The organism is Luteococcus japonicus (assembly GCF_003752415.1).
GTDB classification, from domain to species: Bacteria; Actinomycetota; Actinomycetes; order Propionibacteriales; family Propionibacteriaceae; genus Luteococcus; species Luteococcus japonicus.
The window spans coordinates 2,017,745-2,033,916 of sequence record NZ_RKHG01000001.1 but is presented as its reverse complement, the minus strand read 5'-3'; the positions used below and the strand labels follow the sequence as shown (position 1 = coordinate 2,033,916).

The window sequence follows — 16,172 nt, the reverse complement described above, 5'->3', positions numbered from 1 at the left end:
TCAGGCGAGGGCGCGGGCGATCACCACGGAGCTGGTCGCCGCCCAGGCCTGCGGTCGGCAGGAGGCGGGGTAGGGCTGGGGCGGGAAGACCTCGTCGGCGCTCATCCCGCCGAACAGCTCGGGCATCCGGAAGGAGAAGCCCTCTGCGGCGCGCAGCAGCTGGGTGGCCAGCTCCCGGGCCTCGGTGCGGAAGCCGTCGCGCAGCATCTGGTCGATGATGAAGGCCGTGTCGTGGGTCCACACCGAACCGACGTGGTAGCTGAGCGGCCAGTAGCCGCCATTGGTGGTGCTCATGGTGCGGATCCCGTAGCCGGAGGCCATCGTCGGGTGCATCAGGCGGTCCACCACCAGGCGCGCCTCATCCTCGGAGAGGATGCCGGTGCCCAGCAAGTGCCCCATGTTGGAGGCGACGCCGTCCACCCGCGGCTTGCTCCCGTCGGCATCCATGGCGCCATTCAGGGCCAGCACCGGGTAGCGGCCCAAGTCGTCGCTGGTCCAGAACTTCGCCCGGAAACGCTCTGCCAGTGCGGCAGCCCAGGCGCGCCACTGCTCGGCGGCGGCAGCGTCGGACTCGTACTTCTCCAGCAGGCGGGCCCCGCCCAGCGCGGCGGCGTGGGCATAGCCCTGCACCTCGGCCAGGGCGACGGAGCCGGCGGCCATGGTGCCGTCCGCGAAGCGGATCGAGTCGCCCGAGTCCTTCCAGCCCTGGTTGGCCAGGCCGTGGCCCGACTCGTCGCGGTATTCCAGGAAGCCGTCCCCGTCGGCATCCCCGAAGTCCCGCAACCAGGCCAGTGCGGCCTTCAGGGCGGGCAGCAGCGAGCGCACCTCGGCCTCGTCCAGCCCCGCGGCCTCGGCCTCGTCCAGCAGCATGATCCACAGCGGGGTGGCGTCCACGGTGCCGTAGTAGAGCGGCGGCAGGCTCATCTGGTGCTCCACCTGTCCCTGGTGGGAGAGCGCCAGTTCCAGCGGCTCCTGGCGCACCTCGTGCAGGATCTTGCCGGGCTGCTGTGCGGAGTCGACGTCGGCGGCGTCCCCCTGCAGCTGCGCCAGCACCTTCAGCGTTCCCCGCGCCACCGACAGGTCGTGGGGCACGAGGTTGCGCGCGCTGATCAGCGAGTCACGGCCGAAGAGGGTGAAGTACCAGGGTGCTCCGGCGGCGAGGAAGCCCTCGTCGGGGGTGGCCGGGTGGGCCATCCGCAGGCCGTTGATGTCGGCGAAGCTGGTGGTGAGCAGCCGGTCCAGGGCGGCATTGGTGCCGTCGGTGCCCGGCGGTACCAGGGCCGGCGCGGTGCACGCGACGAAGGGGGCGGCGGCGTCGACGAGGTCCAGCCGGAAGTTCACCGCGGCGGTGCCGCGGGGGGGCAGGGTGAGCCACCAGTCCAGCACGATGTCGTCGCCGGCGAGGGTGCAGGTGGCGTCGGTGGTCAAGGTGGCGGTGGTCTTCTCGTCGCGCCAGGGGAAGGTGACGCCCCTGTCGGTCAGCATCGCCGCCACGTCCTGGCCGTGCAGGCCGGACTTGATCTCCTGCATCGCCGTGGCGTCGGGCCGCAGCCGCACCCGCAGGTCGACGTCCAGCGACTCAAGCGAGGCGGTGCTGAGCTCGTAGTGCTCGCTGATGCCGGTGCCGTCCACCTGGCGCACCCGGTTCAGCAGCAGGGCCGGATCCACGCCCAGCTCCGGTGTGCGCAGCACGTACTGGAAGGCGGCGCGCGCCCCACCCCGCTCGTCGGTGCCGATGTGTTCCAGCGCGTGGCTGGGGCTGGTCACCTCCAGCTGGGAGACGACGCGGGAGTCCGCGCAGTAGACGCCTTCCACGGTGCGCTCGGCGACCAGGCCGTCCGCCTGCCCGTCGAGTGCCGACCAGGCCTGCACCGGGGCGGCGAGGACGGCGGAATGGTGGGTGAGGAAGGGCTGCTGCATGGTGGGCCGATCTTGGGTGTACGGGTGAGGCCTGGGCGGCGTAGGGTGAGAATCTATCAAGCAGCATTGATCGTTCAAAGGGCATGGTCGCCCTGCGGCAAGCCACGATGAAGTGAGGTGCGGCATGGGCCGGCCAACATTGGTCAGTCTGGCCAAGGAACTTGGCGTGTCCAGACAGACCGTCTCCAATGTCCTGAATTCCCCGCACCTGGTCAAGCCGGAGACCCGGGACCGTGTGCGGAAGGCCATCGAGGCGAGCGGGTATCGCCCCAACCAGGCGGCCCAGGCCCTGCGCAAGCAGAAGTCCGGCACTCTCGCCATGCGGATCTACCCATCCTCCGACGGGATCTATGGCGCCGTGATGGATCGCTTCTTGCACCGCCTCGTCAGTGAGGCGAGGGCACGCAGTTACAACATCATGCCCATCACGGCCATCGACGACCGGGATGAACTGCAGCAGCTGTGCGCGCTGTACGACAAGGGATCCATCGACGGATGCCTGCTGTCCGGGACCAGTGAGCATGATGAGCGCCCACGGGTTCTCGCGCAGCGCCAGATCCCGGTCGTGACCTTCGGCCGGCCATGGGGCGACGACGAGCTCTCCCACTACTGGGTGGATGTCGACGGTGCCGGCGCCACTGCTGCGGCCACCCGGGACTTCCTCGCGCGCGGGCACGAGCGCATCGGTTTCGTGGGGATTGAGGCAGGATCCGGCCCCGGCGACGACCGTCGACGCGGATGGCAGGAGGCGATGACGCAGGCCCAGCCGCACGTCGACCTCTCGCAGATGGACACCCACGGCGTCGACTCCATCGAGACCGGCGTCTCCGCGGCCCGCGAGCTGGTGGCCCGCGGTGCCACGGCCTTCGTCTGTCCCTCGGACTCCTTGGCCTTCGGGGCGCTGGTGCACCTGAGAAATGCCTTCCCCGACAGCTACCAGACGATGCCGGTGATCGGCTTCGACGACTCCCCGGTGGCCCGTGCGCTGGGGATGTCCTCGGTGGGGCAGCCGGTGGAGATGGCGGTGCACCTGCTGGTGGAGGCCATCATCGCGCAGCTGAAGGATCCCGAGGGCACCCTCCCCGAGCCCGTCCTGCTCCAAGGGAGCGTCACCATGCGGGAGCCGGTCATGCCGGTCAGCCCCGCGCAGGAATGATCAGAATTCGCAACAGATGCAAAGCGACCCCCTTAACGCAATAGTTGCGCTGAGGGGGTCGCTCTGCATCTGTTCTGAATCCCCCTTCGACAGGCTCAGGGGTCGGGGCGGGAGCTCAGGCGCCGGCGAAGCCGTTCGGGTTGGCGGACTGCCAGCGGTAGGTGTCGGCGCAGGCGTCGGCGACGGTCTTCTTCGCGCTCCAGCCCAATTCCTGCTGGGCCAGCGATACGTCGGCATAGGAGGAGGCGGTGTCTCCGGCGCGGCGGGGAACCACCTCATAGGGGATCGTGACGCCGGAGGCTGCCTCGAAGGCGTGGACGATGTCCAGCACGGAGTTCGGCTGCCCGGTGCCCAGGTTCCAGACGTGGTAGCCGTCGTGCTCGGTCAGCTGGTCCAGGGCGGCCAGGTGTCCGTCGGCCAGGTCCACGACGTGGATGTAGTCGCGGGTACCGGTGCCGTCGGGGGTCGGGTAGTCATCGCCGAAGACCATCAGCTTCTCGCGACGTCCGGCCGCCACCTGTGCGACGAAGGGCAGCAGGTTGTTCGGGATCCCCTTGGGGTCCTCACCGATCCGGCCGGACTCGTGGGCGCCGATCGGGTTGAAGTAGCGCAACACCCCCACCCGCAGTTCGGGGTCTGCGGCGGCGACGTCGGCCAGGATCTGCTCGATCATCAGCTTGGTGCGGCCATACGGGTTTGTGGCGCCCGTCGGGAAGTCCTCGGTGAAGGGCGGCTCGGAGATGTCGCCGTAGACCGTGGCGGAGGAGCTGAACACGATGGTCTTGCACCCGTGCTTGGCCATCGCCTCCAGCAGGGTGAAGGTGGAGCCCAGGTTCTCCCGGTAGTAGGTCAGCGGGATCTCGGTGGACTCGCCGACGGCCTTCCAGCCGGCGAAGTGGATCACGGCCTCGGGCTGGAAGTCCGCGAAGGCGGCGTCCATCGCCTTCTCGTCGCGGACATTGGCCTCGACGAAGCCGGGGGTGCGGCCGGTCAGTTGGGCGACGCGTCGCAGGGACTCCTGCGAGCTGTTGGACAGGTCGTCGACGACCAGTACCTCATGACCCTTCTCCAACAGGGCAAGGGTTGTGTGGGAACCGATGTAACCGGCACCGCCGGTGACGAGGACGCGCATGGGTGAACCTTTCGTGGACTGCTTCCCAGACTAGTCGGGCGGCTGGGAAGGGCGTGGGAAGGGGCCTCGACAGGATCGGCCGCGGGGGTGGACGAGGGCTGGGGCGTCCCCTTCCCTCAGTCGACGAGGCCCAGGAACTCGACCATCCGGTCCACCGTGGCCCGGGCCTGCTCCTCGGTCTCACGCTCGGCGAAGATCCGCAGCACCGGCTCGGTCCCGGAGAAGCGGGCCACCAGCCAGCCACCGTCGGCCAGGAAGACCTTGACCCCGTCCAGGTAGGAGGTGTGCTCCACCTCGACGTCGAAGCCCGGCAGCTCGCGCCGATCGAAGAGGGTGGCCATCAGCTCCGCGCGCCGGGCAGGGGTGAACTTCCAGGCCGTCTCCACCATCTCGAGGCGTCCGTAGCGCTCCACCACCTCGTCCCACAGTTCGGAGAGCTTGCGGCCGCTGTGGGCCAGCATCTCCACCAGCAGCGAGCCCGCGTACACGCCGTCCTTGCCGGCGATGTGCCCGCGCACCGTGAGGCCACCGGAGCTCTCGCCGCCGATCACCGCACCCGTCTCGGTCATCTTGGCCGAGATGTGCTTGAAGCCCACGGGTACCTCGTGGCATTGCTGCCCGTGGGCGGCGGCCACCCGGTCCAGCAGGTGGGTGGTGGCCAGGTTGCGCACCACGTCACCACTCCATCCCTTGCCGGTCATCAGGTACTCGTAGAGCAGCACCATCAGCTGGTTGGCGGAGAGGTAGTTGCCGCGGTCGTCGAAGATGCCCAGCCGGTCGGCATCACCGTCGGTGGCCATGCCGATGTCCGCGCCCTGCTCCAGGACGGCACGGCGCAGCTCGTGCAGGGTCTCCATCTGGGGGGAAGGCATCCGTCCGCCGAACAGGGCGTCGTGCCGCGAGTGGATCACCTCCATGTCACAGCGGGCGGTCATCAGGATGGTCTGCAGGCAGGTCTGGGAGACGCCGAACATGGGGTCGAGCACGATCCGCAGGTGCTGGTGGCGAATGGTGTCGACGTCGAGCTGGTCCAGGATGGCGTCGATGTACCAGTTCATGGAGGTCTGCACGGTCACCAGCCGATGGGTGCGCACCTCGTGGGTGGGGATGCTGCGGACGTCGGCGTCGGTGACTGCGTTGATCTCCTGCTGGAGGCTGTCGGTGATCTCGGCGGCCGCATCCCGGCCTCCCTCGGTGAAGACCTTGATCCCGTTGTAGCTGGCGGGGTTGTGCGATGCCGTGACGGCCATGCCGTAGCCGCAGCCCTTGTTGCGCACTGGGCCGGGTCTACGCCCAGTCCTCGGTGCCCGACGAGATCCTGGAGTCGGCGCGGATCGACGGCGCCGGGGAATTCCGCATCTTCGCGACGATGGTCCTGCGGCTGCTCGCCCCGGCGATGGTGACCATCTTCCTGTTCATCTTCGTGGCCACCTGGAACAACTTCCTGCTGCCGTTGATGATGATCAACTCCGCCGAGCTCAAGCCCGTCACCCTGGGCCTCTACGGCATGATGAGCTACTTCAACCCGCAGTACGGTGCGGTGCTGCAGGGCGCGCTGCTCGGTGTCATCCCGCTGGTCGTGCTCTTCCTGGGCCTTCAGAAGCGCTGGCAGTCCGGCCTGGCGGCCGGCGCCGTCAAGGGTTAGTTCGCGGGCGGTATCGTCACGGGTCGCGTCGGCCTGGTCCCGGGGGTTGTCGTTGGCTTTTCGGGGTCTCGGAGGGGAGGCTCCGCCTCCCCGTCCTCGACCCTGGCTGGAGAATCGCACCTACCGGGTGAGGCCCACCTCGTGGGCGAAGAGCACCAGGCCAACGCGGTCCCGGGCGTGCAGCTTGGCCAGCAGCCGGCCGATGTGGGTCTTCACGGTGCCCTCCGCCATGTAGAGCGTCGCCGCGATCTCCTGGTTCGTGGCGCCGTGGGCGATCTCCACCAGCACCTCCCGCTCCCGGTCCGTCAGCAGCTCCAGCCGAGGGTCGGCGCCTCCGGGGGACGACGGCAGGCTGGGGGCGACGTGTTCCAGCAGCCGCCGGGTGGCGGACGGGGCCAGCACCCCGTCGCCCGCCGCCACGGTGCGGATGGCGTTCAGCAGTTCGGTGGGGCGGGCATCCTTCAGCAGGAAGCCCGAGGCCCCGGCCTTCAGCGCGGCGAAGACGTACTCGTCGAGGTCGAAGGTGGTCAGCACCAGCACCCGGGTGGGGGCACCGGAGGCCACCAGCCGTCGGGTGGCCTCGACGCCGTCCATCACCGGCATCCGGATGTCCATCAGCACCACGTCCACCGGGCGGGACTGCAGGATCTGCAGCGCCTCCTGGCCGTCATTGGCCTCGCCGACGACGTCCATGTCGTCCTCGGCCTCGATCAGCATCCTGAAACCGCTGCGCACCAGCGCCTGGTCATCGGCCAACAGCACGCGAATGGGTGTCTGGGTCATCGGATCTCCTGTGCAGCAACGGAATCGGACTTGAGTGGGATGGGGAGGATGGCGCGCACCAGGAAACCCCCGGTGGTCTTGGGCTGGGCCAGCAGCTGGCCGTGCATGGAGGCGACGCGTTCCCGCATCCCCTCCAGGCCGTGACCGGTGCCGTCGGAGGTGGTGGACGCGGCGCCCAGACCGTCGTCGCTGATCTCGGCGACGACCAGCGACGGGGAGTAGGTGAGGGTGACGGTGCAGTTGGCCTGGGCCCCGGCGTGCTTGAGGAAGTTGGTGACGGCCTCCTGGACGACGCGGAAGACCGTCAGCCCCAGTGTCGACGGGACGTCAGGGGCCTCTCCCTCCACGTAGAGGTGCACCCGGTCATCGCTGCGGGAGACCATCTCCGGGATGTCCGCGAGCCCGGGGGTGGGTGCGTAGACGGCGCCCTCCTGGGCCGCCCCGCGCAGCACCCCGACGATGCGTCGCATCTCCGTGAGGGCCTCGCGCCCGGTCTCGGCGATGGTGTCCAGGGCCTCGACGGCCCGCTCGGGCTTCTTCTCGGCCAGTGCCCGGCCACCCTCCGCCTGGACAATCATCACGGACAGTGAGTGGGCGACGATGTCGTGCAGTTCGCGGGCGATCTGGGCCCGGACATTGGCCTCGGTCATCCGTGCGGACTGTTCCCGCTCGGAGACCTCCAGGGCGCGGCGTTCCGCTTCGGCCAAGGTGCGGGCCCGCGTCGCCTCCGCCGACTCCCGGACCCGTCGGCCGATGGCATAGCAGGTGACCACCAGGCCGGCGCAGACGCACACCTCGAGCAGGACGACGGTGGCTCCGACCGCCCAGGACCCGAGGTTCCAGTAGTAGCCGGTGGACCAGCGCAGCGGCCCGAGCACCGAGCCCAGGGCGCCGAGGCCGAGCACCCATCGCGAGCGGCGGCCGGGAACCCAGCGCGCCACCGAGTAGGCCACCAGCAGGACGGTCGCGATGGCCGGCGTCGGGTAGGGCAGGACCACGACGTGGAGCAGGCAGAAGACCGTGACCAGCGCCAGGGCGAGCATCGGGTTGCGACGGCGCAGCACCACGGCGGCGCACATGGCGGTGCCCAGCAGGAGCGCGAGGATGACGTCGTTCCCGTACCCGAACAGCGCCATCGGCAGCACGGTGCCGACGAAGAGCAGCCCGGCCACGGCCAGGTCCAGGGACCAGGTGGCGTGCCCGAGCTCGTCGAAGCTGCTGCGCAGGGTGTTCATCGAAGGTCAGCCTAGGCACCCGGGCGGGTCGGTGCCGTCGGACCGTGGTTGGTTGCTGATGGACCGCGGTCCCTGATCGTGCGGATTGCTCAGTGGGGTTGCGCATTCCGGGGGTCATCCATTGACCGTTCCTGTCGGATTCCCTAGCGTGCGAGTCAAGACATCAGACATCCGATGATGTAGTGCAGAGAGGACGAAAACCCATGCGTGCAATGAAGCCCGCGGCCCTGGTCGGCAGCCTGACCATGATGGTTGGTGTCGCCTTGGCCTCGGCCGGTGTGCCAGCCCGGGCCTCGACCGATCGACCGCTCGACCCCTTCTGGGCTGGCCGGCCCAGCTACACGGAGCAGACGCTCGCCATGGGTGGCGACGGGGTCTTCCCGAACTACCGCATTCCCGCCCTGGCCGTCGCGCCCGGTGGTGACCTGCTGACTTCCTATGACGGCCGCCCCACGGGCATCGACGCTCCGGGACCCAACTCGATCCTGCAGCGCCGTTCCACCGACGGTGGCCGCACCTGGCAGCCCCAGACGGCCGTCCATGCCGGTCAGGCGAGTGCTCCGATCAGCGGCTTCTCCGACCCGAGTTATGTGGTGGACCGGACAACCGGGACGATCTTCAACTTCCATGTTCGCTCCGCCGACGTCGGGCTGATGGGCTCGCACCCCGGCGTCGACCCCGATGACCGTGGCGTGCTGCACGCGGAGGTGAGCTCTTCCACGGATGAAGGCCGTACGTGGCAGCATCGCACCATCACCGCCGACATCACGCCCGACCTGACTGTCAGGTCTCGATTTGCGGCCTCTGGCCAGGGCATTCAGCTCCGCCACGGACAGTATGCGGGGCGTCTGCTCCAGCAGTTCACCATCGTCACCGCATCCGGGGACTTCCAGGCGGTCACGATCTTCTCCGACGACCATGGGCAGACCTGGCAGTCGGGCAGGCCCGTCGGCAGCCGGATGGACGAGAACAAGGTGGTGGAACTGTCCGATGGTCGCGTGATGCTCAACTCGCGGGACTCGGGCCGCTCCGGGTACCGCAAGGTCGCGATCTCCTCCGACGGTGGTGCCAGCTACGGGCCCGTGAGCGTGGACGAGGAGCTGCCGGACCCGGCCAACAACGGATCGATCATCCGCGCCTTCCCCGATGCCCCTGCTGGCAGCCGGGAGGCGAAGGTGCTGCTCTTCTCGAATGCCGCGAGCCAGACCGAGCGGGCCCATGGCACGGTTCGAGCCAGCTGCGACGACGGGGCCAGCTGGCCGATTGCCCGGGAGTTCCGCGCCGGTGCGATGGCCTACTCCACCCTGGCCACGCTGCCCGATGGGAAGGTCGGGCTGGCCTATGAGCCGGGGCACAACGGCATCGTCTTCGCCACGTTCAACCTGGCATGGATCAAGGGGATGTGCACCGGCATCGAGCCGGCCCAGCAGCTCACCATCGAGCGGGGGAGCCGGGCCGCCAGCTCCATCCGCCTGACCAACCAGTGGGGGCCGGTGCAGAAGATCGGAGCCGTGCGGGTCGAGGCGCCGCAGGGGTGGACCGTGAGCGTCGGGCAGGTGGGCAAGCTCCTCCCCGGCAGGAGCACGACCCTTCCGCTCGACGTGCAGGTGCCGGCCAGCGGGAAGGGGGGTAGCTACCGGCTGCCCGTCGTGGTGACCGATCGCTCGGGGCGTACCGCCACTGGTTCGGTCACGGTGGTGGTGCCGCGGATTCCCAGCGAGGTGCCGGGGAGGATCGAGGTGACTGGCGGTACGCTGACCAATCCCCGCTCGACCTACCGGGTGGGGGATCGGCTGGACTTCCGCTACCGGGTCAGCAACCTCTCGGACGCTCCCACGACGGTGACGCCGCAGGGGAATCTGCGGGGCCTCGACCCCGCGGTGGATGCCCAGAACTGCCGGTGGCGCGGGCTCGCGGCGGGGGCGCAGTACACCTGCAGCAGTGCCCACCACGTCGTGACCCAGGAGGACCTGGACCGCGGGTCCTTCACCCCGATCACCACGTGGACGTCGGTCTCGGGTGAGGACACCACGGTGGTGGAGCACCGCGCGGAGGCCGTGTCCCTGGGGTGATCATCAGGCCCGCGAGTGGGCCTCCAGGCTGCGCAGGATGGGCTCGTAGTGCGCCGCAATCGCTTCGCGGTAGCGCTGCGAGTCCCCCGCGACGGCTGCCTCCAGCAGGCCGGCATGTGCCCTGGCCGAGGCCTGCAGGTCGCTGGTCGAGGCGACGCCCAGCTGGGGTGCCACCAGCTGGTGGATGTCCCAGAAGGCGGCCACCAGCTGGGCATAGAACTGGTTGTCCACGCACTCGGAGAGCAACAGGTGGAAGCGCCGGTCGTGCGTGGTGATCGGATCGCCACGGTGGGCACATTCCAGCATCGCGTCCACCTCGGTGCGCAGTGTGCTCGGGTCCTTGCCGTGCAGTGCGTCGACGATCTGCTCCTCCAGGGCGAGGTCCAGGCAGCGCCGCAGTTCGACGACGTCGCGCAGGGCCTGGTGGTTCTTGCCGGGCATCAGCACTCCGCGAAAGACCATGCCCTCCACCAGGGGGCTCAGCGACAGGCCCCCGACGAAGGTGCCGGTTCCGTGCCGCACCTGCAGGATGTCGAGGGCCACCAGTGTGCGGACTGCCTCGCGGATGCTGGAGCGGGAGACGCCGATCTCCTCCACCAGCTCGGCCTCCGTGGGGATCGGATCGCCGGGCCGCAGCCCCCGCTCCAGGATGAGGTTCTTGATCGCGCGGGTGGTGGAACGGTCGTCTCGATTGTGCCGTGGCATGGGTGCTTCCCTTCGGGCATGACTATGGGTCTATACTGGCACAAGATCGGACATCGGACGTCTGATATCTCAAGGAGACTTCAATGACGAATGACTTCTTCCCGTCGGCCACCCGACGGGACTTCCTGCGCCTCGGCGGCGCCCTGGCAGCGGCAGCAACCTTCGCTGGTGGCCTGTCGGCCTGTGGGGCCACGCCGGCGGACCAAGCCAAGGGCAGCTCCTCCGGGGCGGCCCAGCCGAAGGCGGACGGCACCATCACGGCAGCCATCAGCTATGAACTGGGAACCAACGGCTTCGACCCGATGACCACCAGCGCCGCCCTCTGCCTGGCAGCCAACTGGCACACCATGGAGGGACTGACCGAGATCCTGCCCACGGGCACCCGGGAGGTCTACCCTGCGGTGGCCAAGGAACTGCCCAAGAAGGTGGACGACACCACCTACGAAGCAGTCATCCGTGAGGGTGCGACCTTCCATGACGGCACCCCGGTCACCGCCGACGACGTGGTGCACAGCTTCCAGCGAGTGCTGGACCCCGCGAACGAGTCCATGTACGTGCAGTTCCTGACCTTCCTCGACGGGGTCACCAAGAAGGACGACAAGACCGTCACGATCAAGCTGAAGCACGCCTTCTCGCTGGTCAACGAGCGGCTCGCGGTGGTCAAGATCGTCCCCAAGTCGGCCAGCACCAAGGACGCCAAGGCCTTCGACGCAAAGCCGATCGGCACCGGGCCGTGGAAGATGACCGACAACTCGGCCACCAGCAAGGAACTCGTCTTCGAGCGTTTCGATGGTTACAAGGGAAGCCACCCGGCCAAGGCCGCCAAGATGGTCTGGAAGGTGATGCCCGACGAGGCCACCCGGACCAATGCCATGACCTCCAAGGCAGTGCAGGCCATGGACCTGGTTCCCGACCTGTCCATCCAGACCCTGAAGGGCGCGGCCACCGTCGAGTCCGTCCAGGGCTTCTCCGTGCTGTTCGCCATGTTCAACTGCGGCTCCGAGCCCTTCAAGGATGTCCGCAACCGGCAGGCCTTCCTGTATGCGATCGACATGGAAAAGGTGATCAAGACCGCCTACCTCGGCAATGCCACCCCCGCCACCAGCTTCCTTGACGAGGCGCACCCCGCCTACCAGAAGGCCAGCACCGTCTACTCCTTCGACGCCGAGAAGGCCAAGAAGCTGTTCGCCGAGACCGGGCTGAAGAAGATCCGGCTGCTGTGCACGGACCACGGCTGGGTGAAGAAGGCCACCCCGCTGATCAAGGAGGCCCTGGAGGCTGCGGGCATCTCCGTCGACTTCGCGGAGAAGAAGTCGCCCGATGTCTACAACACCATCGACGGCAAGCCTGAGGCCTATGACGCCGTGATCGCTCCCGGTGACCCGTCGGTCTTCGGTGCGGACCCGGACCTGCTGATGCGCTGGTGGTACTCCAACCCCACCTGGGCCGATTCCCGGATGCACTGGAAGGGCCAGGAGAGCTTCACCAAGGTGCAGGCGCTGTTGGACGAGGCAGTCAAGCAGACCGGGGAGGAGCAGAAGGCCACCTGGGGCACGGCCTTCAACCTGCTCAGTGAGACGGTGCCGCTCTACCCGCTGATGCACCGCAAGTCGACCACCGCCTTCGATGCGGCCAGTCTGGCCGACTTCAAGCCGATCGCCCTGACCGGCCTGTCCTTCATCGACGTCGCGTCGTCCAAGTAGTCCCATCCGACGCCGGGGGCGCTCACTGCCGAGCGCCCCCGGCACACCCGCTGGAAAGACCTGATGACCACACTGCTGAGACTGATCGGCCGACGACTGCTGGCGCTGCCCGCAATGGTGCTGGGCGTGACCTTCCTCGTCTTCTTCGTGATGTCCTTCTCACCCGCAGACCCGGCCCGGCTGGCGCTGGGGGAGTCCGCCTCGGCCGAGGCACTGGCCTCCTACCGCGCCGAACACGGACTTGATGACCCCCTCCTGGTGCGCTACCTGCACTTCCTGGGCAACCTGCTGCACGGTGACCTGGGGATCAGTGCCGGCAATGTCCCGGTGACCCAGTTCGTCGCCAAGGCCTTTCCCATCACCCTGCAACTCACCCTGCTGGGGCTGGTGATCGCCGTCGTGCTGGCCCTGCTCTTCGGTGTGCTGGCCGCCCTCTTCCGGGACCGCTGGCCGGACCAGTTGATCCGGGTGGTCTCCATCGCGTGCCTGGCGACGCCCTCCTTCTGGCTGGCGATCCTGCTGATCCAGTGGCTGTCCACCGTGCCCGGTGGTGCCGGGCTCTACCCAGCAGTGGTCTCCCAGTGGGTGCCCTTCGCCGAGAACCCCGCCATCTGGCTTAACAACATCTCCCTGCCCGCCTTCGCCCTGGGGGTTCCGGTGGCGGGCTCGCTGACCCGCGTCGTGCGCACCTCGATGGTGGAGGAACTCGACCGCGACTATGTCCGCACCGCGATCGGGGCCGGCATCCCCAAGCACGTCGTGATTGCCCGCAATGTGCTGCGCAATGCGCTGATCACCCCGATCACCGTGCTGGGCTTGCGGGTCGGCTACCTGATGGGTGGCGCGGTGATCATCGAGATCATCTTCAACATCCAGGCGATGGGCCAGCTGATCCTGGACGGCGTCACCCGCAATGACGTCTTCCTGGTGCAGGGTGTCACGCTCACCGTGGCGATCGCCTTCATCGTCATCAACATCCTCGTGGACATGCTCTACGTCCTCGTCAACCCGCGAATCAGGACGGTCTGAGATGCGACGAGAACTCACCCAGAAGCTCAGCGAGCCGGGACTGCGGCTGCGCGCCCTGCCGCTCAGTTCCCGGATCGCACTGGCCCTGCTCACCCTGGTCGCCCTGCTGGCCGTGCTGGCCCCGGTCGTCTCCCAGTTCGACCCGTTGGCCTCCGACACTCCCGCCAGCGCCCCCGACGGGACGCACTGGTTCGGCACCGATGCCATCGGCCGCGACATCTTCAGCCGGGTGGTCCACGGCGCCCGGGCGTCGCTGGTGATCGGACTGTCCGCCACCCTGGTGGCCCTGGCTGCCGCCGCGGTGCTGGGATCGATTGCCGCCACCGCCAACAAGTGGGTCTCCGAACTGCTGATGCGCGTGCTCGACGTGATCATGAGCTTCCCCGGCATCGCCCTCGCCGCAGTCTTCGTGGCGGTCTGGGGCAGCTCCCTGCCGGTGCTGGTCCTGGCCATCGCCTTCCTCTACACCCCGCAACTGACCCGGGTGGTGCGCGCCAATGTGATGGCCCAGTTCGGCGAGGACTACGTCAGCGCCAGCCGGGTGATGGGCTCGGGCACCAGCCGGATCCTGCTCAAGCACGTCGCCCGCAACTGCATCGCCCCGATCCTGGTCTTCGCCACCGTGCTGGTGGCCGACGCGATCGTCTTCGAGGCCTCGCTCAGCTTCATCAATGCCGGCGTGAAGCCGCCGAACCCGTCGTGGGGCAATGTGCTGGCCGACGGCAAGCAGCTGCTGCAGATGGGCGGCTGGTGGGCCACCATGTTCCCCGGCCTGGCGATCCTGCTCACCGTGCTGGCGCTGAACATCCTCTCCGAGGGGATGACCGACGCCATGGTCTCCCCGACCCTGCGGCGCAAGGTCAGGCTGGACGATCCGGTGGAGGACTCGACGGCAGCCGTCGCCCCCGCCCTCGCCCAGGTGGCCACCGAGGCCGTCCCGTTGGAGGACCGGCTGGCCGCGCTGGCGAAGCTCGAGGCCTCCCGGGACACGCGCCTGGTCTACACCGGCGATGCCGCGCCGCTGCTGGAGGTTCGCAACCTGTCCATTCGCTTCCCCGGTGCCCACGGTGAGGTCAACGTCGTCGACGACGTCTCCTTCAGCGTGCGCCCCGGGGAGACGATGGGCCTGGTCGGCGAGTCCGGCTGCGGCAAGTCGATCACCTCGATGGCGATCATGGGCCTGCTGTCGGCCTCCGCCGAGCTCAGCGGCCAGATCATCTTCGACGGGGTCGACGTGCTCGGGCTGAATCCCAAGCAGCACAACGACCTGCGCGGACACGAGATCGCGATGATCTACCAGGACGCGCTCAGCTCGCTCAACCCGTCGATGCTGATCCGCACCCAGCTCAAGCAGCTCACCTCCCGCGGCGGCCAGCGCAGCGCCGAGGAACTGCTGGAACTGGTCGGTCTGGACCCGCGGCGCACCCTGGCCAGCTACCCGCACGAACTCTCCGGTGGCCAGCGGCAGCGAGTGCTGATCGCCATGGCACTGACCCGCAATCCCAAGCTGGTGATCGCCGACGAGCCCACCACGGCCCTCGACGTGACCGTGCAGAAGCAGGTGATCGACCTGCTGAACGACCTACGGGAGAAGCTCGGCTTCGCCATGGTCTTCGTCTCGCACGACCTGGCGCTGGTCTCGTCGGTCTCGCACAAGATCACCGTGATGTACGCCGGCCAGGTGGTGGAGAGCGGACCCACCCGGGAGATCCTGCTGGACCCGCGGCATGAGTACACCCGGGGCCTGCTCGGCGCCGTGCTGTCCATCGAGTCCGGTCAGGGACGCCTGCACCAGGTGCCCGGCGTGGTGCCCTCGCCGCGGGAATTCGTCCCCGGCGACCGCTTCTCGCCCCGCTCCAGCCACCCCGAGATCGGCCGGGACCACCGGCCGGTGCTGGTCACGGTGCCGGGCACCGAACACGCCTGGGCCAGTCATGCGAACGCAGCAATGGCTGAGGAGGCCACCCGATGAGCACCGAGGAGATGTCCGACACCGGCTCGCCGGTCCTGGAGTTGCGCGGCGTCAATGTCATCCACCGCACCCGCACCGGTGGGCTCTTCCGGCCCGGCCAGGTGCATGCCGTGAACAACGTCGACTTCCGGATCTCGCGCGCCGAGACCGTCGGGATCGTCGGCGAGTCCGGCTGCGGCAAGTCCACGCTGGCCCGGGTGCTGGTGGGGCTGCAGCCGCCCACCAGCGGCGAGGTGCTCTTCCGGGGGCAACCCCTGCGGCATGGTGCCGCCGACCGGCGCACGCTGGGGCGGGCGGTGTCCGTCGTCTTCCAGGACCCGGCCACCGCGCTGAACCCGCGGATGGTGATCCGGGACCAGCTGCTCGACCCGCTGGTGGTGCACGGCATCGGCTCCGCCGCGGAGCGCGACCGCAAGATGCGCGATCTGATCGGCCTGGTGGGGCTGCCCACCTCCGCGCTGGACGTGCTGCCCCGGCAGATCTCCGGCGGTCAGCGACAACGCGTCGCCATCGCCCGGGCCCTGGCCCTGGACCCCGACGTGATCGTCGCCGACGAGCCCACCTCCGCCCTCGACGTCTCGGTGCGCGCCCAGGTGCTGAACCTGCTCACCGACCTGAAGCAGGCGCTCGGGCTCGGGATCGTCTTCATCAGCCATGACATCGCCACGGTGCGCTACGTGTCCGACCGGATGGCGGTGATGAATGCCGGCCGAATCGTCGAGACCGGGCCGGCAGACCAACTCTTCAACAACCCCCAGCACGACTACACCCGCACCCTGCTGGGTGCCGTCCCCGCACTGCTCTGACTGGAAGGTAGAAC

The 16,172-nt window shown here is 68.5% G+C and carries 11 protein-coding genes and 2 pseudogenes; 7 read left to right on the top strand and 6 right to left on the bottom strand.

Features of this window, described 5'->3' with window-relative positions:
* Positions 1-1,920: a glycogen debranching N-terminal domain-containing protein gene (locus EDD41_RS09755; protein WP_123575764.1), complete on the bottom strand. Its 1,920-nt coding sequence runs from the start codon at positions 1,918-1,920 to the stop codon at positions 1-3.
* Between the two features lie 124 nt (positions 1,921-2,044).
* On the opposite strand from EDD41_RS09755, the gene EDD41_RS09750 reads away from it, so the two are divergent.
* On the top strand, positions 2,045-3,076 hold the full coding sequence (locus tag EDD41_RS09750) for a LacI family DNA-binding transcriptional regulator (RefSeq protein WP_094763633.1): 1,032 nt from the start codon (positions 2,045-2,047) through the stop codon (positions 3,074-3,076).
* Between the two features lie 115 nt (positions 3,077-3,191).
* On the opposite strand, the gene galE is transcribed toward EDD41_RS09750, so the two are convergent.
* Together galE and EDD41_RS09740 are read right to left on the bottom strand one after the other, a co-directional pair.
* Complete coding sequence (gene galE / locus EDD41_RS09745; RefSeq protein WP_123575763.1) at positions 3,192-4,208, bottom strand: UDP-glucose 4-epimerase GalE; 1,017 nt, start codon at positions 4,206-4,208, stop codon at positions 3,192-3,194.
* A 116-nt stretch (positions 4,209-4,324) separates the two neighbouring features.
* Positions 4,325-5,497 (bottom strand): annotated as a pseudogene (locus EDD41_RS09740) (phosphohexomutase domain-containing protein); the annotation flags it as partial.
* On the opposite strand from EDD41_RS09740, the pseudogene EDD41_RS09735 reads away from it, so the two are divergent.
* Positions 5,485-5,853 (top strand): annotated as a pseudogene (locus EDD41_RS09735) (carbohydrate ABC transporter permease); the annotation flags it as partial. The pseudogenes EDD41_RS09740 and EDD41_RS09735 overlap by 13 nt on opposite strands.
* A 120-nt stretch (positions 5,854-5,973) precedes the next feature.
* Here the strand turns inward: EDD41_RS09735 and EDD41_RS09730 are convergent.
* Both EDD41_RS09730 and EDD41_RS09725 read right to left on the bottom strand, forming a co-directional pair.
* On the bottom strand, positions 5,974-6,636 hold the full coding sequence (locus EDD41_RS09730) for a response regulator (protein WP_094763631.1): 663 nt from the start codon (positions 6,634-6,636) through the stop codon (positions 5,974-5,976).
* Positions 6,633-7,871 carry a sensor histidine kinase gene (locus EDD41_RS09725; RefSeq protein ID WP_094763630.1) on the bottom strand — a complete coding sequence of 413 codons (1,239 nt, stop codon included), beginning with the start codon at positions 7,869-7,871 and terminating at the stop codon, positions 6,633-6,635. The genes EDD41_RS09730 and EDD41_RS09725 overlap by 4 nt, the downstream gene beginning before the upstream one ends.
* Before the next feature lie 203 nt (positions 7,872-8,074).
* On the opposite strand from EDD41_RS09725, the gene EDD41_RS09720 reads away from it, so the two are divergent.
* Complete coding sequence (locus tag EDD41_RS09720) at positions 8,075-9,943, top strand: sialidase family protein (RefSeq protein WP_123575762.1); 1,869 nt, start codon at positions 8,075-8,077, stop codon at positions 9,941-9,943.
* Between the two features lie 3 nt (positions 9,944-9,946).
* On the opposite strand, the gene EDD41_RS09715 is transcribed toward EDD41_RS09720, so the two are convergent.
* Positions 9,947-10,648, bottom strand: a complete 702-nt coding sequence (locus EDD41_RS09715) for a FadR/GntR family transcriptional regulator (protein WP_094763627.1) — start codon at positions 10,646-10,648, stop codon at positions 9,947-9,949.
* Positions 10,649-10,731: 83 nt separating this feature from the next.
* Here EDD41_RS09715 and EDD41_RS09710 point away from each other — a divergent pair, with 83 nt between their 5' ends.
* The 4 genes from EDD41_RS09710 to EDD41_RS09695 all read left to right on the top strand — a co-directional run bounded on the left by EDD41_RS09710 (position 10,732) and on the right by EDD41_RS09695 (position 16,158).
* On the top strand, positions 10,732-12,351 hold the full coding sequence (locus EDD41_RS09710) for an ABC transporter substrate-binding protein (RefSeq protein WP_123575761.1): 1,620 nt from the start codon (positions 10,732-10,734) through the stop codon (positions 12,349-12,351).
* A 63-nt stretch (positions 12,352-12,414) separates the two neighbouring features.
* The gene (locus EDD41_RS09705; protein ID WP_123575760.1) at positions 12,415-13,380 is read left to right on the top strand and encodes an ABC transporter permease; all 966 of its coding nucleotides are present in this window, start codon (positions 12,415-12,417) and stop codon (positions 13,378-13,380) included.
* A gap of 1 nt (position 13,381) precedes the next feature.
* The gene (locus tag EDD41_RS09700; protein ID WP_123575759.1) at positions 13,382-15,352 is read left to right on the top strand and encodes a dipeptide/oligopeptide/nickel ABC transporter permease/ATP-binding protein; all 1,971 of its coding nucleotides are present in this window, start codon (positions 13,382-13,384) and stop codon (positions 15,350-15,352) included.
* The gene (locus tag EDD41_RS09695) at positions 15,349-16,158 is read left to right on the top strand and encodes an ATP-binding cassette domain-containing protein (RefSeq protein ID WP_211336626.1); all 810 of its coding nucleotides are present in this window, start codon (positions 15,349-15,351) and stop codon (positions 16,156-16,158) included. The genes EDD41_RS09700 and EDD41_RS09695 overlap by 4 nt, the downstream gene beginning before the upstream one ends.
* Positions 16,159-16,172 lie beyond the last annotated feature (14 nt).